Origin of the sequence: Pseudomonas argentinensis (assembly GCF_001839655.2) — a bacterium.
In the GTDB taxonomy this organism is placed as follows: domain Bacteria; phylum Pseudomonadota; class Gammaproteobacteria; order Pseudomonadales; family Pseudomonadaceae; genus Aquipseudomonas; species Aquipseudomonas argentinensis_B.
Genome location: NZ_CP056087.1, coordinates 1,155,502 through 1,174,112 on the forward strand (window position 1 = coordinate 1,155,502; position 18,611 = coordinate 1,174,112).

The following is an 18,611-nucleotide window of genomic DNA, read 5'->3' on the forward strand; positions in this document are numbered from 1 at the left end:
ATGTCCGACCGTACGCAGGATATCGAGCTGCGTCTGCTGATCGAGGCGATCTACCTGCAGTACAGCTACGATTTTCGCGACTACTCCGGGTCTTCACTCAAGCGCCGGATCGTGCACGCCATGCGCCAGTTCGACTGCGCGAGCATCTCCGAGCTGCAGGCGCGCATCATTCATGACTCGGCGGCGTTCATGCAGCTGCTGCAGTTTCTCACCATCCCGGTCAGCGAGATGTTCCGCGACCCGAGCTACTTCCTGGCGCTGCGCCAGGAGGTGGTGCCGTTCCTGCGCACCTACCCCTCGCTCAAGCTCTGGGTGGCTGGCTGCAGCACGGGCGAGGAGGTGTATTCCCTGGCCATCCTGCTGCACGAGGAGGGCCTGCTGGAACGCTCGATCATCTACGCGACGGACATCAACCCACACTCGCTGGACAAGGCCAAGCGCGGTATCTTCTCCATCGACAACATGCGCCTGTACAGCGAGAACTATCAGCGCGCCGGCGGCAAGGGCTCGCTGTCCGACTACTACACGGCCGCCTACGACGGCGCGCTGTTCGAGCGCTTCCTGTGCGCCAACGTGACCTTCGCCGATCACAGCCTGGCCACCGACAGCGTGTTCTCGGAAACCCAGTTCATCTCCTGTCGCAATGTACTGATCTACTTCAACAAGACCCTGCAGGACCGCGCCTTCGGGCTGTTTCACGAATCCCTCGGGCACCGCGCCTTCCTGGGGCTGGGCAGCAAGGAAAGCCTGGATTTCTCGGCCTACGCCGGACGTTTCGAGGCGCTGAACCGCCAGGAACGGGTGTTTCGCAAGTTATGAACGCACCCCTTCGCAAGCTCGAGGCGGTGGTTATCGGCGCCTCGGCCGGTGGCGTGGAAGCTTTGCTGAACCTGTTCGCAGGCTTGCCTGCCGACTACGGTTTACCGCTGGTGGTGGTGCTGCATCTGCCCGACGGCCGCGAAAGCCTGTTGCCGGATCTGTTTGCCCGGCGCCTGGCGCTGCGGGTCAAGGAAGCCCAGGACAAGGAGGCGTTGCGGGCGGGCACGCTGTACTTCGCGGCATCCGGCTATCACCTGTGCATCGAGGCCGATCGCAGCTTTTCCTACAGTCGTGAGGAGCCGCTGCATTTTTCCCGGCCCTCGATCGACTACCTGTTCGAGTCGGCTGCCGATGCCTACGGCAGCCAGTTGATGGGAGTCTTGCTGACCGGCGCCAACCAGGATGGCGCCGCCGGGTTGTACACAATAAAACAGCGGGGCGGAGTGACCGTGGTGCAGGATCCGCAGGAGGCGCAGGTTGCGACCATGCCCGAAGCGGCCCTGGCGCTGCACCAACCCGATTACCTTCTTTCTTTGCGGGGCATTCTCGCATTGCTAGCCGAACTGGACTCACGCCCATGTTGAGTAGCACCGGATGCAAACTGTTGATCGTCGATGACCTGCCGGAGAACCTGCTGGCGCTGGAGGCATTGATCCGTCGCGATGATCGCGAGGTGTTCAAGGCGCAGTGCGCCGATGACGCGCTGGTGCTGCTGCTCGAGCACGAGTTCGCCCTGGCCATTCTCGACGTGCAGATGCCCGGCATGAACGGCTTCGAGCTGGCCGAGCTGATGCGTGGCACGGAAAAGACCAAGCATATCCCCATCGTTTTCGTCAGCGCCGCTGGCCGCGAGATGAACTACGCCTTCAAGGGCTACGAGAGCGGCGCCGTGGACTTTCTCTACAAGCCGCTGGATATCCAGGCGGTGCAGAGCAAGGTGGCGGTGTTCGTCGACCTGTATCGCCAGCGCAAGGTCATGGCCCAGCAGCTCGAAGCCCTGGAGCGTGCGCGCCAGGAGCAGGATGCGCTGCTCGCCGAGCTGCGTTCGACCCAGGGCGAACTGCAGCACGCGGTACGCATGCGTGACGACTTCATGTCCATCGTCTCCCACGAACTGCGCACGCCGCTCAACGGGCTGATTCTCGACACCCAGCTGCGCAAGATGCACCTGGCCAAGGGCAACCTCACCGCGTTCAGCGAAGACAAGCTCGGTGCCATGTTCGACCGCGACGAGCGGCAGATCCACAGCCTGATCCGCCTGATCGAGGACATGCTCGACGTCTCGCGCATCCGTACCGGCAAGCTGTCGATCCGCCCGGTGGAGTTCGACCTGGCGCAGACGGTGCGCAACGTCGCCGAGAACTTCGCCCAGCAGATGGCCGTCGCCGGCTGCGATCTGCAGCTGGACAGCAACGAAGTGCTGCACGGCAGCTGGGACCAGTTCCGCATCGAGCAGGTGGTCAGCAACCTGCTCAGCAATGCCCTGCGCTATGGCGCCGGGCGGCCCATCGAAGTACGTGCCCGCTCCGACGGGAGCGGTGTCCGCATCGAGGTGCGCGACCATGGCATCGGTATTTCCCTGGAGAACCAGCACCGCATCTTCCAGCAGTTCGAGCGCGCGGTGGGCAGCGAGTCGGTGGCCGGCCTGGGCTTGGGGCTGTTCATCTCCGACCAGATCGTCAAGGCCCATGGCGGGCGTATCGAGGTGCAGAGCAGCCTGGGGCAGGGCTCGCTGTTCAGCGTCTGGCTGCCGCGCGGCAAGCGCGTAGAGATAGGTTGAACTCACCACGCCGCAAGGGTCGAAGCGAAGGTGCGGAAATAGGCAGGAGCAGGGCAATGAACGATGTGACACGAAGCGTACTGATCGTCGAGGACGATCCGCTGCTGCTCATGCTGCTGGCCGAATACCTGCAGGGCGAGGGCTACCACGTGCTGCAGGCCGACGGCGCCACCGATGCCTTCGCCATCCTCGCCACCAAGCCGCACCTGGATCTGCTGATCACCGACTTCCGCCTGCCCGGCGGCGTTTCCGGCGTGCGTATCGCCGAGCCGGCGTTGCTGCTGCGCCCGGATCTCAAGGTGATCTTTATCAGCGGCCACCCCGCTGAAGTGCGCGAGACCGGCAGCGCCTTGCTCGACTCCGCGCCACTGCTGAGCAAGCCCTTCACGCTGGAAACCCTGAGTACGCAAATTGCCCATCTGCTCGATTGAGGAGGGGGAGGAGGCGACCTGGGGTATGTCCATAAGCTCGCGGGCATGGCCCGCTCCCACGGTCGCTAACTCCGGATGGGTGAAGGCGTAAGTATGAGCCCCGGGCATCGCTTCGCTCAGCCCCGCTACGCGGCCCTAAGCTGAAACAGCTATCGAGACCGGATACCTGTGGGAGCGCGCCATGCGCGCGAACGATGGTGGGGACGCCGTCGCTGGCATGGCCAGCTCCTGCGGAACTCATCCCATGCCCGGCCGCTATCTATCCCTTTCCCCATGCCGGGGAGCGCTATTTACCGGGTATCGATTCGCTCGGCACGTATGAGGGCGTTCAGCGATTCTCCGGCGCAGGCTTGCCCGGCTCCTCGATAGGCCGCTGCGGGCTGAACGGGCTATCCGGGTCATCGACGATGGAGCCTGGATCCTCGTTACCCGGATCGTTGATGGGCGTCTCGTGCGGCTCGGCGGGCGGCTGCTTCGGATCGTTGGCGGCATTCATGGTGATATCGAGGTGCATGGTTGGCTCCGGCTGCGTAAGGCCCGCTGCTGTCGCGCGGGCAATGTCATGTGGAGCGCAGGGGGAGGGCGCGCGTTCAGCGTATCCGCCAGGCGGAAATGTCACCTCTATTTACGCTTGTAGCTCCTGGTGCCGCTGCTGGTCATGCGGTGGTACTGCCCGTCTCGCGGGCCGGTACGGAGCGTTCCGCTGCCACAGGGGCAGTCGCTGGCGATATTGCCGGTGGCTCGCAGTGCCGTGCTGCCTGCGCCCCCGGTGCTCGGCGCTGCAGTTGCGCTTGCTGCCGCTGATCGATCCGTCGCTACAGAGAAACAACGGACCATCGCAGCGGGCGACATCGCCTTTGCTGCCCGAGCAGAGGGTGTTGGCGGCATTGCCCAGCAATGGCAGCCTCGGCTGGCACCAACACTCCGATCAGGCGAATGCTCATGGGTGCGGCTCCAGCCGGGAAACGCGAGGGCAGGGGTAAATTCCAGGCAATAAAAAACCGGCTCAAGGCCGGTTCTTTAATTTCTCGGGTTGTGTTGGCACCACCTGAGAAGGAAGGTGGTGCCCAGGGACGGAATCGAACCGCCGACACGGGGATTTTCAATCCCCTGCTCTACCGACTGAGCTACCTGGGCAACGGCGCGTATTAAACGGTTTTAGCCTTGGGGTGTCAAACCTTTTTTGGAAAATATTTAAATATTCCGGGCGCTTACGTCTCAGGCCGCTATTCGCTGGGCGGCACGTAGCCGTCGGCCTTGGCGTAATCCTCGCCGGAGAGGAACTTGTCCATCTCGGCCTGCAGGAATTTGCGGTCTTCGGCGTTCATCATGTTCAGGCGACGCTCGTTGATCAGCAGGGTCTGGTGCTTCTGCCATTCATCCCAGGCCTGCCTGGAGACGTTCTGGAAGATGTCCTCGCCCTTGGCGCCAGGGTAGGGCGCGCGGTCGAGACCGGGGAGTTCCTGTTTGTGCTTGCGGCACATCACGGTACGGGTCATGCCATTTCTCCTGTATGCAGTGCGTCGGCCGCGCGTTTGAGCAGCTTCTTGACCGGGGCAGCGAGGCCCAGGCGCGGCGGGGTGGCGAGGTTATACCAGAGCCAGTCGGCCTCGGCCACGTAGCCGGGCACGCCGTCGGCCTCGATCAGCCAGGGATCGATGGCCAACTGGAAATGGCTGAAGGTATGGGTGATTTGATCGAGTTGGCGGCGCTCGCCAAGACCCAGCTGGTGCTGTGTGGCAAGCGCGTCCAAGGCGTCGAGGTCATCGAGTTCCGGCAGGCTCCACAGGCCGCCCCAGAGGCCGGTGGAGGGCCGCCGGTAGAGCAGCACGGCGCCGTCGCGGCTGAGCAGCAGCGGCATCAGGGTGCGTTTCTGGGGCAGTTCCTTGCGCGGCTTGGCGATCGGATAGCGGATCTCCAGGCCGAGCAGGTGCGCCTCGCAGCCACTCTGCACCGGGCACAGCAGGCAGGTGGGCTTGCTGCGCGTACAGAGCGTGGCGCCTAGATCCATCATCGCCTGGGTGTAATGGTTGACGCGCTCCTCGGGCAGAAAGCGCTCGGCCACCGCCCACAGCTGCCTGGCCACCTTGGGCTCGCCCGGATAGCCTTCCTGGGCCACGAAGCGGGCCAGTACGCGTTTGACGTTGCCGTCGAGAATCGGCGCGCGCAGGCCCATGCTCAGGCTGGCGATGGCGCCGGCGGTGGAACGGCCGATGCCCGGCAGTTCGGTGAGGGCTTCGACGCTGCGTGGGAATTGGCCGCCGTGCTCGGCCATGACGATCTGCGCGGTCTTCTGCAGGTTGCGGGCGCGGGAGTAGTAGCCCAGGCCGGTCCACAGGTGCAGCACTTCGTCTTCCGGTGCTTCGGCCAGGTCGCGCACGGTGGGCAGGGCGGTCATGAAGCGGTCGAAGTAGCCGAGCACGGTGCTGACCTGGGTCTGCTGCAGCATGATCTCCGAGACCCACACGCGGTAGGGCGTGATGTTCTGCTGCCAGGGCAGGTCCTTGCGGCCGTGCAGGTCGTACCAGCGCAGCACGGCGCTGGAGAATTGCTCGGGGGTCATCGGTTGAACAGGCCCTTGAGTGCGTCTTTGAGTTCCGGGCTGACCTTGTCGCCGAGTTTCTCTTCGAGCTTTTCGTTGATGCGATCGCCGGCCAGCTTGGCGGCCACCTTGCCCATGCCTTCCTGATCCAGGCGGCAGGCCTTGGCGCCCAGTTCCAGTGGGCCGCGGCAGTGCAGCGGCCAGGCGATGCCGACGTAGCGGCGATTGACCTCGCAGGCCGGATCCGGCATTTCGCGCTGGTCGCCTTCGATGGTGATGCCGACGCGGTAGTCCAGGCCCAACACGCGCAGGTCGACGTCACCGTTGCCGGCCACGCTCAGGCCGGGAATGCGCGCCTGCAGGTCGGGGTTGTTGGCCACGCCGTTGCGGATGCTCAGGCTACCCTGCAGGCGCTCGAAAGGCGTGTCGTTGCTGCGTGGCTCGCCGCTCAGCTGCTTGCGGTTGAGGGTAGAGATGCCGCGGCACAGCTGTTGCTCCAGGTTGGCGTCGACCAGCACGCCATCCTCGAGCATGAAGCTGGCAGTGCCGTTGAGGGCATCGACCCAGGCCTTCTGGCTATTGCCGCTGGTGGTCAGTTCGCTGGTCAGGTCGAGCAGGCCCTTGAGGGGCGAAGGGCGCTGTTCGTCCTTGAGGAAGGGCTCCACCGGTATGCCGTTCAGCTGGGTGCGCAGGCTGAGTACCGGTACGGCGGGGCGCACGTCGGCATCGGCCCTGATGGCGAAGCTGCCGTTGCCGAGTTTACCGCGCAGCTCTTCCAGGTTCAGCGCGCCGCCCTGGCTGCGAGCCTTGAGACTGACATCGCTGAGCGCCTGCTTTTGCAGGGTCAGCTGGTCGAGGGTCAGGTTGGCCTGCAGGTCGAGTTTGCGCAGGGCGGGAATCGGCAGCACTTCGCTGGAGCTCCATGCCTGTTGGGTCGGTGCGTTGGGCACCGGCGTGGTGCCGGCCTGGCCGGCGTTGGCGACGGTCTCACGCACTTCGGCCTTGCGCGCCGAGTCGGCGTCCTTCTTGTCCTTGCTCGCGGGCGGCAGGTAGCGGTCGAGGTCGAGCTTGTCGCCCTTGAGTTGTACGCGCAGCGCCTGCTTGGCGAAGTCGGCCATGGCAAGCTTGCCGGTAAAGGTGCTGTCGTCCAGCTTGAGGGTCAGCTCGTCCAGCGACAGGCTGTTGGCGGTGCCGCCCAGCTGGGTGACCAGTTCGAATTGTGCCAGGGTTTTCTCGTCGCTCATCGGCGGCAGCTTCTGGCCGAGGCTGGCGAGGAATTCACGCAGGTTGACCGGTGCCACGGACAGGCCACCGGACAGCTTGGGCTCGCTCTGCAGGTCACGTACTTTCACTTCACCCAGGGCGCGCAGCTGGTTGGCGGACAGCTTGAGGCCGTTCCATTCGGCGACCTGGGCCGCCAGGTCGACCAGCAATTGGCCCTGGGCGGCGTAGGTGAGGGTCTGGCCATTGAACGGCTCGCCGGACGCCTCGCCGGACAGGCGCGCGTCTTCGAGCTGGTAGCGCTTGAGGGCACGGTCGAAGCGCAGCTCGCCCTGCAGTTCGGTGCGCGCACGCATCACCGGCTGGTTGCTGCCAAAGAAGGCGCTGAGCTTGATCGGCACGCCGGCGCCTTCGCGAATGGCACCAGTGGTGAGCTGGATGCTCTCTGCGCTGAATTGCTGGCCCTTCTGGGCGTCGCGGTAGTCCACCCGGGCACCGTTGACGATCAGGCTGTCGATATCCAGCTTGATCGGCTGGCTGCCGCTTTCCTGGGCGGGCTCGCCTTGCGGCTGCGATGCATCATTGGCGGCAGTCTGCTCGGCCGACGTTTCGCCCGGCTTGGCCGCCGGTCGGCCGACGTCTTCCCAGTTGCCGTGGCCGTTCTCGTCGCGCTGCAGGTCGAGGTTCAGGCCATCGACGCGGATATCGCTCATCTGCACTTCCTTGCGCAGCAGCGGCAGCACGCGCACCGACAGGCCGAGCAGGCGCAGGTTGGCGAACGGCTTGTCCGGCGTGCTGGCGCTGGCCAGGGTGGCGTCGGTCAGCTCCAGGCCCAGCCAGGGGAACAGGCTCCAGCCGATATCGCCGTTGAGGGTCAGCTCGAGGTTGGCCTTGTCCCGCGCCAGCTGGCGGATTTCATCCTTGTAATCGTTGGGGTCGAACAGGTGAGTCAGGGCAAAGCCCAACGCCACGATGATCAGCAGTAGTCCGAGGAAGAACAGACCCAGGATTTTGCCGAGCGCTTTCATGGACGAGTCCTATGCAGTGACGAGAATTTGAATCCGCGAGTATAACGCCCAGGGCGCACCCGCGGCTAAAGGCTTCGGGCAACCCGCTCGGCGATGGCCAGGCTGGCGGTCAGGCCTGGCGATTCGATGCCGAACAGATTCACCAGTCCTGGTAGACCATGGTCGGCGGTGGTTTGCAGCACGAAATCTTCGGCAATTTGCCCGGGGCCGCTGAGCTTGGGCCGCACGCCGGCATAACCAGGGACCAGGCGAGTGCTGTCCAGCGCCGGGTAATAGCGGGCCACGGCCTGGGCGAAGCGCTCATGCAGGCGTTCATCGACCTGATAGTCGAGGCGGTCGATGTAGCGTGTATCCGGGCCGAAGCGCAGCTGGCCGGCCATGTCCAGTGTGGCGTGGATGCCCAGGCCGCTGGTGTTGGCCTCCGGCATCGGATAGATGAGATGACTGAAGGGCGATCGACCGCTGTAGGTGAAGTAGTTGCCCTGACACAGGTGCAGGGACGGTATGCCCCGCGGCTCGAGGCCCTGGGTACGCTCGGCCAGCGTCTGGGCGAACAGCCCGGCGGCGTTGACCACTCGCTGGGCCTTGAGGGTGAAAGGCTCGCCGCCGCTGGTGCCGTCGACCCGCCAGCCGTCGCGTTCGCGCGCCAGGCTGTTTACCCGGGTGTGCAGCACCAGCTGCGCGCCCTGGCTTTCGGCGCATGCCAGAAGCGACTGCAGGAAAGCATGACTGTCGATGATTCCGGTGTCGGGCGAGAACAGCGCGGCCACGCCCCGCACGGCGGGTTCGAGGCGCTTCAGCGCTGCGCCGTCGAGCGCCTGAAGTGCATGTACGCCACAGGTCTGGGCATTGCCGGCCAGCACGGCGAGTTGATTGCGCTCCGCTTCGTCGACGGCCACCAGCAGCTTGCCGATTCGCCGGTGCGGCACCTGCCAGCGCGTGCACCAGGCGTACAGGCGCTCGCGGCCTTCCAGACACAGCTCGGCTTTCAGCGAGCCGGGCGGATAATAGAGGCCGGCGTGGATCACCTCCGAGTTGCGGCTGGAGGTATGGCTGCCTATCAGCGCTTCCTGCTCGAGGATAAGCGTGCTGCGTTCCGGCGCTGCCAGCCTGGCGGCGCAGGCCAGGCCCAGGGCGCCAGCGCCGATGATCAGGGTGTCGATGCTGTCCATGATGCTCCTGTGCCCTGGCGGTTAGAATCTGCAAGCTTCGCGCAACGCAATCGTCATGGCCAGTCGTTAAGGTGCGTGCTCGCGGCAGTGTGTTCGGCGAGCTGTTGATGACCGGTCGTCGCCAAAAAACGCAGCCAAAGGTGAGAAATGGGCGACAGATCCATAAAAGAGCTGCCTGGAAGGTTGCGCAAGCACCATGGCGATGTGACACAATGCCGCGGGGAGCTAGCGGTCAGCTAGAGCGAATGGATTCTCCCCGTACTCACTCGTTGTTTGGCTGCGCTTCTTCTCGAAGCGTCGCCAGTAAAGACCTGTTTGCCAACCTAATCAGAGAAGAAAACATGACTGACGCCACCGTGCAAAACGGTGCTTCGGCGACGCCTGCATTCCTGTCCAAGGAACGCATCATCGCCAAGCCCGGTTTCAACCGCTGGCTGGTTCCGCCAGCTGCCCTCGCCATCCACCTGTGCATCGGCATGGCCTACGGGTTCTCCGTATTCTGGCTGCCACTGTCCAAGGCCATCGGTATCACCGCGCCAGTGGCGTGTGCGCCGGACATCGGGTTCTTCGAGCAGATCTTCGCCAGCAACTGCGACTGGCAGATCTCCATGCTGGGCTGGATCTACACCCTGTTCTTCGTGTTCCTGGGTTGCGCGGCTGCCGTATGGGGTGGCTGGCTGGAGCATGCAGGCCCGCGTAAGGCTGGCCTGGTTTCGGCGGTGTGCTGGTGTGGTGGTCTGCTGATCTCCGCGTTGGGTATCTATACCCACCAGATCTGGCTGATGTGGGTCGGTTCCGGTGTGATCGGTGGTATCGGTCTGGGCCTGGGCTACATCTCCCCGGTATCGACGCTGATCAAGTGGTTCCCGGACAAGCGCGGCATGGCGACCGGTATGGCCATCATGGGCTTCGGTGGCGGCGCGATGGTCGGTGCGCCCCTGGCGGCAGCGCTGATGGGCCACTTTGCCAGTGAAACCAGCGTCGGCGTATGGCAGAGCTTCGTGGTCATGGCGGTGATCTACTTCATCTTCATGGTCGGTGGCGCACTGGCCTACCGCGTTCCGCCAACCGGCTGGAAGCCTGCAGGCTGGGTCGCTCCGGCTGCCAAGGCCAACAACGCGATGATCACCAAGGGCCACGTCCACGTGAACACCGCGTGGAAAACCCCGCAATTCTGGTTGGTCTGGGCCGTACTGTGCCTGAACGTATCGGCCGGTATCGGCATCATCGGCATGGCCTCGCCCATGCTGCAGGAAGTCTTCGGCGGCAAGCTGATCGGCCTGAACGTGCCATTCAGCGAGCTGAACGCCGCGCAGCTGGGCCAGATCGCCGCCATCGCGGCCGGCTTCACCGGTCTGCTGAGCCTGTTCAACATCGGTGGTCGTTTCTTCTGGGCTTCGTTCTCCGACCTGATCGGCCGCAAGGCGACCTACTTCGTGTTCTTCGCGCTGGGCTTCACCCTCTACGCGCTGGTTCCGTGGACCGGTCACCTGGGCAGCATCGCCCTGTTCGTGTTCGCCTTCTGCCTGATCCTGTCCATGTACGGCGGTGGCTTCGCGACCGTTCCGGCTTACCTGGCCGACCTGTTCGGTACCCAGATGGTCGGTGCGATCCACGGTCGCCTGCTGACTGCCTGGGCCTTCGCCGGCGTGCTGGGTCCGGTGCTGGTCAACTACCTGCGTGAGTATCAGCTGAGCATCGGCGTCGAGCGCGCTGCCGCTTACGACATCACCCTGTACATCCTCGCCGGCCTGCTGGTGCTGGGCTTCATCTGCAACCTGCTGGTCCGCCCTGTGGATCCGAAATACTTCATGACCGATGCAGAGCTGGCCGCCGAGCGCGCCCATGGCGAGAAATCCAAGCCGTCCGCTGCCGAACTGGAGTGGGCTGCCGATCCGTCGAGCAAGCCGCTGGTGATCGCTGCCTGGCTGGCCGTGGGTATCCCACTGGCCTGGGGCGTTTGGATCACCCTGCAGAAGACCGTCGTTCTGTTCCAGTAACAGACTCCGGTTTCAACAATCCCGCCGACGCCTCGCGCGTCCGCGGGATTTTTTATGCGCGTCTTTTAATAAGGTCGCAAGGGCGAGCCCATTTCGACTGCGACCTCGGCATTTTTGCCGGACGGCTTTATAGCTTTGCCGCTTATCAGCCTATAATGTTCGCCCTTTCGCCCAACGATTTTGTGGAGCAGGTGATGGCCGAACGTACGGCATCCGTCGAGCGCAATACCCTGGAGACCCAGATCAAGGTCTCGATCAATCTGGATGGCAGCGGCAAGGCCAGCTTCGATACCGGTGTACCGTTCTTCGAGCACATGCTCGACCAGATCGCCCGCCATGGCTTGATCGACCTGGATATCTACTGCAAGGGTGACCTGCACATCGACGCTCACCACACCGTCGAAGACGTCGGCATCACCCTCGGCCAGGCGTTCGCCAGGGCCGTCGGCGACAAGAAGGGCATGACCCGTTACGGCCATTCCTACGTGCCGCTGGACGAAGCGCTGTCGCGCGTGGTGATCGACTTCTCCGGTCGCCCGGGCCTGCAGATGCACGTGCCGTTCACCCGTGCGGTGGTCGGCGGCTTCGATGTCGACCTGTTCCAGGAATTCTTCCAGGGCTTCGTCAACCACGCCCAGGTCAGCCTGCACATCGACAACCTGCGCGGTGTGAACACCCACCACCAGATCGAGACCGTGTTCAAGGCTTTCGGTCGCGCCCTGCGTATGGCGGTCGAACTCGACCCGCGCATGGCCGGGCAGATGCCGTCGACCAAGGGCGTGCTCTGATGCAGACGGTAGCCGTCATCGACTACGGCATGGGCAACCTGCATTCGGTGTCCAAGGCCCTCGAGCACGTGGGCGCTGGTCGTGTGCTGGTGACCAGCGATGCCCAGGTGATCCGTGAAGCCGACCGCGTGGTGTTTCCCGGGGTCGGCGCGATCCGCGACTGCATGGCCGAGATCCGGCGCCTGGGCTTCGACGAACTGGTTCGCGAAGTCAGTCAGGACCGTCCGTTTCTCGGTATCTGCGTGGGCATGCAAGCGCTGCTCGAGCGCAGTGAAGAGAACGACGGGGTCGACTGCATCGGTCTGTTTCCCGGCCAGGTGCGCTTCTTCGGCAAGGACATGGTCGAGGACGGCGAGCCGCTGAAAGTCCCCCATATGGGCTGGAACGAGGTGAGCCAGGCAGTCAAGCATCCGCTGTGGCACAACATCCCCGAGCAGGCGCGTTTCTACTTCGTGCACAGCTACTACATCGAGGCGGCCAAGGCGCAGCAGGTGGTTGGCCGTGGCCATTACGGCAAGGACTTCGCCGCGGCCCTGGCCGACGGCTCGCGCTTCGCCGTGCAGTTCCACCCGGAGAAGAGCCACACCCATGGCCTGCAGCTGCTGCAGAACTTCGCCGCCTGGGATGGCCGCTGGTAGATGGCACGGCTCAAGAGCCCGGTGCTGACGCTCACGCCCGAGCAGGAGAGCGATGCGGTGCACAAGCTGCAGCGCTTTCTGAGCGCGCGCTTCGAACTGCAGCTGGGCTCCTTCGAGGTGCTGGAACTGCTCGAACTGTTCAGCCGCGATATCGCCCCGCATTACTACAACCGAGCGGTCAATGACGCGCACAGCCTGTTGCGCGAGCGCTTCGAAAGTCTCGAAGTCGACCTGTGGGCGCTCGAGAAAGACTGATTTCAGCTACGGCTGACTGAACTAGATAAGGTGTGCAGATGCTGATTATCCCCGCTATCGACCTCAAGGACGGCGCCTGCGTGCGTCTGCGCCAGGGCCGCATGGAAGACTCCACGGTGTTCTCCGATGACCCGGTGAGCATGGCCGCCAAGTGGGTCGAGGGGGGCTGCCGCCGTCTGCACCTGGTCGACCTCAATGGCGCCTTCGAAGGCCAGCCGGTCAATGGCGAGGTGGTCACCGCCATCGCCAGGCGCTACCCGACCTTGCCGATCCAGATCGGTGGCGGCATCCGCTCGCTGGAAACCATCGAGCACTACGTCAAGGCGGGCGTCAGCTACGTGATCATCGGCACCAAGGCGGTGAAGGATCCGCAATTCGTCACCGACGCCTGCAAGGCCTTCCCGGGCAAGGTCATCGTCGGCCTGGACGCCAAGGACGGTTTCGTCGCCACCGACGGCTGGGCCGAAGTCAGCAGCGTGCAGGCCACCGACCTGGCCAGGCGTTTCGAGGCCGATGGCGTCTCGGCGATCGTCTACACCGATATCGCCAAGGACGGCATGATGCAGGGCTGCAACGTCGAAGCCACCGCCGCGCTGGCGGCCGCCAGCCGCATCCCGGTGATCGCCTCCGGCGGCATCCACAACCTGGGCGATATCGAGAAGTTGCTGCTGGCCCGCGCGCCTGGCATCGTCGGCGCCATCACTGGCCGCGCGATCTACGAAGGCACCCTGGACGTGGCCGAGGCGCAGGCGTTCTGCGATGCAGCTGCAAGCGGCAAGCCACAGGCGGCAAGATAAAGCGCTGCCCGCTCAGGCTTCTGCTTGCAGCCTGAGGCTTGCAGCTTGCAGCTGTTTTTCGGAGAAAAAGCATGGCATTGGCTAAACGCATCATCCCCTGTCTGGACGTGGACAACGGCCGTGTGGTCAAGGGCGTCAAGTTCGAGAACATCCGCGATGCCGGGGACCCGGTGGAGATCGCCCGACGCTACGACGAGCAGGGTGCCGACGAGATCACCTTTCTCGATATCACCGCCAGCGTCGATGGCCGCGACACCACGCTGCACACCGTCGAGCGCATGGCCAGCCAGGTGTTCATCCCGCTGACCGTGGGCGGCGGCGTGCGCAGCGTGGCGGACATCCGCAACCTGCTCAACGCCGGTGCCGACAAGGTGTCGATCAACACCGCCGCGGTGTTCACCCCCGAGTTCGTCGGCGAGGCGGCCTCGCGCTTCGGTTCGCAGTGCATCGTGGTGGCCATCGACGCCAAGCAGGTGTCCGGCCCGGGCGAAGCACCGCGTTGGGAAATCTTCACCCACGGTGGCCGCAAGCCGACCGGGCTGGACGCCGTGCAGTGGGCGATGAAGATGGAAGGGCTAGGCGCCGGCGAAATCCTGCTCACCAGCATGGATCAGGACGGCGTCAAGAGCGGCTATGACCTGGGCGTGACCCGCGCCATCAGCGAGGCGGTCGGCATTCCGGTGATCGCTTCCGGCGGCGTCGGCAACCTGCAGCACCTGGCCGATGGCATCATCGAGGGCAAGGCCGCCGCGGTGCTGGCGGCGAGCATCTTCCACTTCGGCGAGTACACCGTGCCCGAGGCCAAGGCCTATATGGCCAGCCGCGGCATCGTCATGCGCTGAGAGGCTGGTGGGGGCGCTGCTCCCAAGTTGGTGCAATTGCCCTTTTGGATGCCCGCTAATGGCGCTAAGCTAGCATCCGTGTGACAAGGATCGGGTCAAGCAAGAGCGTCTAGCTCGCCACTTCTGCCCAACCGCCCGGTCACGCCGGGCGCTACCTTTCCGGCCGCCCGTCAACGCTTTGAATGACAGGTAGTCCAGTACATGTGCAAACGTCTGTGGTTGGCAGCGGCAAGTGCCCTGCTCTTGATGGCATCGGCGGCACGCGCCGAAATCGACCCGAACTACAACGTGGTGTTGCTGACGGAAAACTTCCCGCCGTACAACATGGCGATCAACGGCAAGAACTTCGCCCAGGAAGACAACGTTGATGGCATCGCCGTCGACGTGGTGCGTGAAATGTTCAAGCGCGCCGGCATCAAGTACAGCCTGACCTTGCGCTTTCCCTGGGATCGCATCTACAAGCTGGCGCTGGAGAAACCCGACTACGGCGTGTTCGTGACCGCGCGCTTGCCCGAGCGCGAGGCGCTGTTCAAGTGGGTCGGCCCCATCGGCCCGGACGACTGGGTGCTGCTGGCCCGCGGTGACAGCAAGCTGGTGGTGAACAACCTGCAGCAGGCCAGGCAGTATCGCATTGGCGCCTACAAGGGCGACGCCATCGCCGAGCACCTCGAGAAGGAGGGCCTGCAGCCCGTGACCTCGCTGCGCGACCAGGAGAATGCCAAGAAGCTGATGGCCGGGCAGATCGACCTGTGGGCCACCGGTGACCCGGCAGGCCGCTACCTGGCGCGCCAGGAAGGCGTCAGCGGGCTGAAGACCGTGCTGCGTTTCAACAGCGCGCAGCTGTATCTGGCCCTCAACAAGGAGGTGCCGGACGAGGTGGTACAGAAGCTGCAATCGGAACTGGACAAGATGCGCGCTGAGGGGATCGTCGACAGTATCCTCAACAGCTATCTTTAGCCCTGAGCGTTAGAAGGGCACGCCAAGTCGCTGAGGGGCGCTGGCGTGGCGATGATTCGGCGTTCATGCTGCCGCGTACTCCGTGCGTAAGGCAGCCACCGCCAGGACGGGGGTGGTGCGAAGTTCGGCAGGAGGCCGCCAACCATAATCATAACCACGTGGCGGGGACGACAGATGTTGAACACATTGAAGATCATTGCACTAATCGGACTGACCTTGGTTGCTTGTGCGACCCGGGCCGAACTGCCCGCCGATTACAAGGTGGTGCTGCTGACCGAGAACTTCCCGCCGTTCAACATGGCGGTGGACGACAAGAACTTCGCCCGTGACGATGGCATCGACGGTATCAACGCCGAGATCGTCCGCGAGATGTTCAAGCGCGCCGGCATCAAATACAGCCTGACCCTGCGCTTTCCGTGGGATCGCCTGTACAAGCTGACCCTCGACAAGCCCAACTACGGGCTGTTCTCCACCACCTTCACCCCCGAGCGCCAGCCGCTGTTCAAATGGGTTGGCCCGTTGGCCAAGACCGGCTGGGTGCTGCTCTCGGCGCCGGGTAATAACCTGACCGTGAAGAGCCTCAAGGACGCCGGACAGTACACCGTCGGCGCCTACAAGAACGACGCGGTGAGCCAGCACCTGGAAAGCCAGGGCCTGGCGCCGGTCAATGCCCTGCGTGACCAGGAGAACGTCAAGAAGCTCACCAGTGGCAAGATCGACCTGTGGGCCACCACCGACCCGGTCGGCCGTTACCTGGCCAAGCAGGAGGGCGTCAGCGGGCTGAATACCGTGCTGCGCTTCAACGAGGCGGAGCTGTACCTGGCCTTGAACAAGGACACCCCGGACGAGGTGGTGCAGCGCCTGCAAAAGGCCCTCGACGAGATGCGTAACGAAGGCTTCATCGACGAGATGACCAACAACTACCTGTAAGCTGCGCCAGGCAAAGCCGGCACGGCTGATCGCTGTGGTGGGCTTTCTTTCGGTTCTTCTTGGAATCTCGGGAGAGTCAGTCTTGATACCGGACTGGCAAGTTTGAGTGCGTATCACTTAGCACCATCCTTTACCGCGTCTGCTGAACCTTTGTGTTGCGCCCCTTACGGGCGCCACACCTTTATTCGCTCCGCTCACCCTTCGGGCCAGCCTGCGGCTGTTACTGCGCTTCGCTACGTTTCTCTGCTTGCCCAAGAAAGGTGTGCCAAAGAAGGGCACCCCGACATCCGGGTTTCGCTGCGCGAAACTTGATTCGCTTTGCTCACCCTGCGGGCCAGCCTTCGGCTGTTACTCCGCTTCGCTGCGTTTCCTCGCTCCGGCGCCGCTCCGGGGGCCGGCTTACATGGGCCATCCCTGGCCCATTAAGCGGGGCCGCCATCGGTATGTCGCCGCGTCCATGCGGCTCGTCCCCCTACACGACACCTCCACTACTCGCTGCGCTCGCCCTACGGGCCAGCCTTCGGCTGTTACTCCGCTTCGCTACGTTTCGGCCTCCTGACGGGACCGGAGCGCGAGCTTGCGAGATTTCCACGGGCTCAAGCTCGGCGGCGTCTGTTTTTGCTTTTGCTCTCGAGCTGCGATCGTACAGGCGACGCCCAATTCCCCTTCAGGAGGCCGATTGGAATCGCCACGTAAGGGTTGAGCGACATGGATGTCGCGAGAGCTGCGATGGGCCAGGGATGGCACTTCGCAGCGTGCCCCTGGAGTGGTGATGGAATGAGGGAACCCCGGCGCAGCCGGGGCCGTATGTAGGGGTGTGTTTCTTTGCTTACTTTCTTTGCACAAGCAAAGAAAGTGAGGCGCCCGTAAGGGGCGATACCCATACGGCCAGGCGGCGTGCTAACGGAGAGTGCCAAGTCAGCGGCAGCTAACACTTATTGCCAGTCCGGTCTCAACCAAGCATTCCCCAAAAATGCGAGGAACCTTCCTTTTGCCCATCGCAAGGCCTGCAGTATGGGCGCGGCGCTGCCCATGGCCAACAAAAAGCCCCGGTGCAGCTTCCTGCGCCGGGGCTTTTGAGGGCGGCCGATGATTAGTCGGCGCGGGTGACGTTCAGGCCCTTGAGCAGGTTCAGGGCCTGGCTCAGCTGGTAGTCGTCGTCCTGCGGGCGGGCCGCCTTGCCGGGTGCGCCCTGGCTTGGCCGGTCGGCGCCGCCGTTGCCGTTGCCCAGGTGACCTTGCAGGTCGGCTTCCTTGAGGCTTGGGTCGTCGCTTTCGCGGGTCAGCTTGGCGCGCGCCACCTCGACGTCCGGGACGATGCCCTGGGCCTGGATGGAGCGGCCGTTGGGCGTGAAGTACAGCGCGGTGGTGATCTTCAGGGCGCGGTCGTTGTTCAGCGGCAGCACGGTCTGTACCGAGCCCTTGCCGAAGCTGTCGGTGCCCATGACGATGCCACGCTTGTGGTCCTGCAGGGCGCCGGCGACGATCTCCGAGGCCGAGGCGCTGCCGCCGTTGATCAGTACCACCAGCGGCACGCCTTCGCTGGCGTCCAGCGGGTCGGCGGAGAAGCGCAGCTCCGAGTTGGGGATGCGTCCCTTGGTGTAGACGATCAGGCCCTTCTTGAGGAAGTGGTCGGCCACTTCCACGGCCGACTGCAGCACGCCGCCCGGGTTGTTGCGCAGGTCGAGCACCAGGCCGCTGAGCTTCTTGCCGTTTTCCTTGCGCAGCTTGTTCAGGGCCTTGCCGACTTCCTCGCCGGTGTTGACCTGGAACTGGGTGACGCGGATGTAGCCATAGCCCGGGTCGATCATCTGACTGCGCACGCTGGTGACCTTGATCACTGCGCGGGTCAGCTCGACGTCGAACGGCTTGCCGCCTTCACGCACCAGGGTCAGGACGATCTTGCTGCCGGCCTTGCCGCGCATCTTCTCCACGGCTTCCATCATCGACTGGCCCTTGGTGGGCTTGCCATCGATCTTGACGATCAGGTCGCCGGGGTGGATGCCGGCCTTGGAGGCCGGCGTGTCATCGATGGGCGAAACCACCTTGATGAAGCCGTCTTCGGTGCCCACTTCGATACCCAGGCCGCCGAACTCACCGCTGGTGCTTTCCTGCAGCTCGGCGAAGGCTTTCGGGTCGAGGTAGGCCGAATGCGGGTCGAGGTTGCTGAGCATGCCCTTGATGGCGTTCTCCAGCAGTTCCTTGTCGGTGACCGGCTCGACGTAGGCGGCCTTGATGCGGTCCATCACCTCGGCGAAGGTGCGCAGCTCGTCCAGTGGCAGCGGGGCTGCATTCTGGTCGGCGGCCGGCGGCGGGCTGATCGGAGCCTGGTCGGCATGCAGCACAGGTGCGCCACCGAGCAGGGCAATCGCCAGGGCCAGGGAGGTGAGGCGGGACAGATGCGGCATTCGA

18 protein-coding genes and 1 tRNA gene are annotated in these 18,611 nt (G+C 64.1%); 12 read left to right on the top strand and 7 right to left on the bottom strand.

The window, feature by feature from the left end:
• From SA190iCDA_RS05215 to SA190iCDA_RS05230, 4 genes are read left to right on the top strand one after another with little or no spacing between them, the layout of a single operon-like run.
• Entirely contained in the window at positions 1 to 819 is an 819-nt protein-coding gene (locus SA190iCDA_RS05215; protein ID WP_070884579.1) for a CheR family methyltransferase, read from the top strand.
• The gene (locus SA190iCDA_RS05220; RefSeq protein ID WP_070884578.1) at positions 816 to 1,403 is read left to right on the top strand and encodes a chemotaxis protein CheB; all 588 of its coding nucleotides are present in this window, start codon (positions 816 to 818) and stop codon (positions 1,401 to 1,403) included. The genes SA190iCDA_RS05215 and SA190iCDA_RS05220 overlap by 4 nt, the downstream gene beginning before the upstream one ends.
• Positions 1,397 to 2,599, top strand: a complete 1,203-nt coding sequence (locus tag SA190iCDA_RS05225) for a hybrid sensor histidine kinase/response regulator (protein ID WP_070884577.1) — start codon at positions 1,397 to 1,399, stop codon at positions 2,597 to 2,599. The genes SA190iCDA_RS05220 and SA190iCDA_RS05225 overlap by 7 nt, the downstream gene beginning before the upstream one ends.
• Before the next feature lie 56 nt (positions 2,600 to 2,655).
• Positions 2,656 to 3,030 (top strand): response regulator, encoded by a 375-nt coding sequence (locus tag SA190iCDA_RS05230; protein WP_070884576.1) that lies wholly within the window; start codon positions 2,656 to 2,658, stop codon positions 3,028 to 3,030.
• A gap of 328 nt (positions 3,031 to 3,358) precedes the next feature.
• Here the strand turns inward: SA190iCDA_RS05230 and SA190iCDA_RS05235 are convergent, their stop codons facing one another.
• The 6 genes from SA190iCDA_RS05235 to SA190iCDA_RS05260 all read right to left on the bottom strand — a co-directional run bounded on the left by SA190iCDA_RS05235 (position 3,359) and on the right by SA190iCDA_RS05260 (position 8,993).
• Entirely contained in the window at positions 3,359 to 3,544 is a 186-nt protein-coding gene (locus SA190iCDA_RS05235) for a hypothetical protein (protein ID WP_070884575.1), read from the bottom strand.
• Positions 3,545 to 4,091: 547 nt separating this feature from the next.
• Positions 4,092 to 4,167 (bottom strand) — tRNA-Phe (locus tag SA190iCDA_RS05240).
• 89 nt (positions 4,168 to 4,256) lie between these two features.
• Positions 4,257 to 4,529 (bottom strand): oxidative damage protection protein, encoded by a 273-nt coding sequence (locus SA190iCDA_RS05245; RefSeq protein ID WP_070884574.1) that lies wholly within the window; start codon positions 4,527 to 4,529, stop codon positions 4,257 to 4,259.
• Positions 4,526 to 5,593, bottom strand: coding sequence for an A/G-specific adenine glycosylase (gene mutY, locus SA190iCDA_RS05250; RefSeq protein ID WP_070884573.1), 1,068 nt, complete (start codon positions 5,591 to 5,593; stop codon positions 4,526 to 4,528). Before mutY ends, SA190iCDA_RS05245 begins: the two co-directional genes overlap by 4 nt.
• Positions 5,590 to 7,821, bottom strand: coding sequence for an AsmA family protein (locus SA190iCDA_RS05255; RefSeq protein WP_070884572.1), 2,232 nt, complete (start codon positions 7,819 to 7,821; stop codon positions 5,590 to 5,592). The genes mutY and SA190iCDA_RS05255 overlap by 4 nt, the downstream gene beginning before the upstream one ends.
• A gap of 65 nt (positions 7,822 to 7,886) precedes the next feature.
• Positions 7,887 to 8,993: an NAD(P)/FAD-dependent oxidoreductase gene (locus SA190iCDA_RS05260; RefSeq protein ID WP_070884571.1), complete on the bottom strand. Its 1,107-nt coding sequence runs from the start codon at positions 8,991 to 8,993 to the stop codon at positions 7,887 to 7,889.
• 341 nt (positions 8,994 to 9,334) lie between these two features.
• Between SA190iCDA_RS05260 and SA190iCDA_RS05265 the strand changes: the two genes are divergently transcribed.
• From SA190iCDA_RS05265 to SA190iCDA_RS05300, 8 genes are all read left to right on the top strand, one after another.
• Entirely contained in the window at positions 9,335 to 10,993 is a 1,659-nt protein-coding gene (locus tag SA190iCDA_RS05265) for an OFA family MFS transporter (protein WP_070884570.1), read from the top strand.
• Positions 10,994 to 11,187: 194 nt separating this feature from the next.
• Positions 11,188 to 11,781: an imidazoleglycerol-phosphate dehydratase HisB gene (gene hisB, locus SA190iCDA_RS05270; protein WP_070884685.1), complete on the top strand. Its 594-nt coding sequence runs from the start codon at positions 11,188 to 11,190 to the stop codon at positions 11,779 to 11,781.
• The gene (gene hisH / locus SA190iCDA_RS05275; protein WP_070884569.1) at positions 11,781 to 12,419 is read left to right on the top strand and encodes an imidazole glycerol phosphate synthase subunit HisH; all 639 of its coding nucleotides are present in this window, start codon (positions 11,781 to 11,783) and stop codon (positions 12,417 to 12,419) included. Before hisB ends, hisH begins: the two co-directional genes overlap by 1 nt.
• Positions 12,420 to 12,674 carry a DUF2164 domain-containing protein gene (locus SA190iCDA_RS05280; protein WP_070884568.1) on the top strand — a complete coding sequence of 85 codons (255 nt, stop codon included), beginning with the start codon at positions 12,420 to 12,422 and terminating at the stop codon, positions 12,672 to 12,674.
• Positions 12,675 to 12,712: 38 nt separating this feature from the next.
• A complete protein-coding gene (gene hisA / locus SA190iCDA_RS05285; RefSeq protein WP_070884567.1) occupies positions 12,713 to 13,471 on the top strand; it encodes a 1-(5-phosphoribosyl)-5-[(5-phosphoribosylamino)methylideneamino]imidazole-4-carboxamide isomerase in 759 nt (252 codons plus the stop codon).
• Between the two features lie 71 nt (positions 13,472 to 13,542).
• On the top strand, positions 13,543 to 14,313 hold the full coding sequence (hisF, locus tag SA190iCDA_RS05290; protein ID WP_070884566.1) for an imidazole glycerol phosphate synthase subunit HisF: 771 nt from the start codon (positions 13,543 to 13,545) through the stop codon (positions 14,311 to 14,313).
• 201 nt (positions 14,314 to 14,514) lie between these two features.
• Positions 14,515 to 15,270, top strand: coding sequence for a substrate-binding periplasmic protein (locus SA190iCDA_RS05295; protein ID WP_070884565.1), 756 nt, complete (start codon positions 14,515 to 14,517; stop codon positions 15,268 to 15,270).
• Positions 15,271 to 15,444: 174 nt separating this feature from the next.
• Entirely contained in the window at positions 15,445 to 16,200 is a 756-nt protein-coding gene (locus SA190iCDA_RS05300; RefSeq protein ID WP_070884564.1) for a substrate-binding periplasmic protein, read from the top strand.
• A 1,093-nt stretch (positions 16,201 to 17,293) separates the two neighbouring features.
• Here the strand turns inward: SA190iCDA_RS05300 and SA190iCDA_RS05305 are convergent.
• Entirely contained in the window at positions 17,294 to 18,607 is a 1,314-nt protein-coding gene (locus tag SA190iCDA_RS05305) for a S41 family peptidase (protein ID WP_070884563.1), read from the bottom strand.
• Positions 18,608 to 18,611: the final 4 nt, after the last annotated feature.

Excerpts from the sequence above, each read along its gene's own strand:
- SA190iCDA_RS05235 (WP_070884575.1), bottom strand. The coding sequence starts at position 3,544 with ATGCACCTCGATATCACCATGAATGCCGCCAACGATCCGAAGCAGCCG.
- SA190iCDA_RS05265 (WP_070884570.1), top strand. The coding sequence starts at position 9,335 with ATGACTGACGCCACCGTGCAAAACGGTGCTTCGGCGACGCCTGCATTC.
- hisB (WP_070884685.1), top strand. The coding sequence starts at position 11,188 with ATGGCCGAACGTACGGCATCCGTCGAGCGCAATACCCTGGAGACCCAG.
- hisF (WP_070884566.1), top strand. The coding sequence starts at position 13,543 with ATGGCATTGGCTAAACGCATCATCCCCTGTCTGGACGTGGACAACGGC.
- SA190iCDA_RS05260 (WP_070884571.1), bottom strand. The coding sequence starts at position 8,993 with ATGGACAGCATCGACACCCTGATCATCGGCGCTGGCGCCCTGGGCCTG.
- SA190iCDA_RS05225 (WP_070884577.1), top strand. The coding sequence starts at position 1,397 with ATGTTGAGTAGCACCGGATGCAAACTGTTGATCGTCGATGACCTGCCG.
- mutY (WP_070884573.1), bottom strand. The coding sequence starts at position 5,593 with ATGACCCCCGAGCAATTCTCCAGCGCCGTGCTGCGCTGGTACGACCTG.
- SA190iCDA_RS05255 (WP_070884572.1), bottom strand. The coding sequence starts at position 7,821 with ATGAAAGCGCTCGGCAAAATCCTGGGTCTGTTCTTCCTCGGACTACTG.
- SA190iCDA_RS05245 (WP_070884574.1), bottom strand. The coding sequence starts at position 4,529 with ATGACCCGTACCGTGATGTGCCGCAAGCACAAACAGGAACTCCCCGGT.
- SA190iCDA_RS05215 (WP_070884579.1), top strand. The coding sequence starts at position 1 with ATGTCCGACCGTACGCAGGATATCGAGCTGCGTCTGCTGATCGAGGCG.
- hisA (WP_070884567.1), top strand. The coding sequence starts at position 12,713 with ATGCTGATTATCCCCGCTATCGACCTCAAGGACGGCGCCTGCGTGCGT.
- SA190iCDA_RS05280 (WP_070884568.1), top strand. The coding sequence starts at position 12,420 with ATGGCACGGCTCAAGAGCCCGGTGCTGACGCTCACGCCCGAGCAGGAG.
- SA190iCDA_RS05220 (WP_070884578.1), top strand. The coding sequence starts at position 816 with ATGAACGCACCCCTTCGCAAGCTCGAGGCGGTGGTTATCGGCGCCTCG.
- hisH (WP_070884569.1), top strand. The coding sequence starts at position 11,781 with ATGCAGACGGTAGCCGTCATCGACTACGGCATGGGCAACCTGCATTCG.
- SA190iCDA_RS05230 (WP_070884576.1), top strand. The coding sequence starts at position 2,656 with ATGAACGATGTGACACGAAGCGTACTGATCGTCGAGGACGATCCGCTG.
- SA190iCDA_RS05300 (WP_070884564.1), top strand. The coding sequence starts at position 15,445 with ATGTTGAACACATTGAAGATCATTGCACTAATCGGACTGACCTTGGTT.
- SA190iCDA_RS05305 (WP_070884563.1), bottom strand. The coding sequence starts at position 18,607 with ATGCCGCATCTGTCCCGCCTCACCTCCCTGGCCCTGGCGATTGCCCTG.
- SA190iCDA_RS05295 (WP_070884565.1), top strand. The coding sequence starts at position 14,515 with ATGTGCAAACGTCTGTGGTTGGCAGCGGCAAGTGCCCTGCTCTTGATG.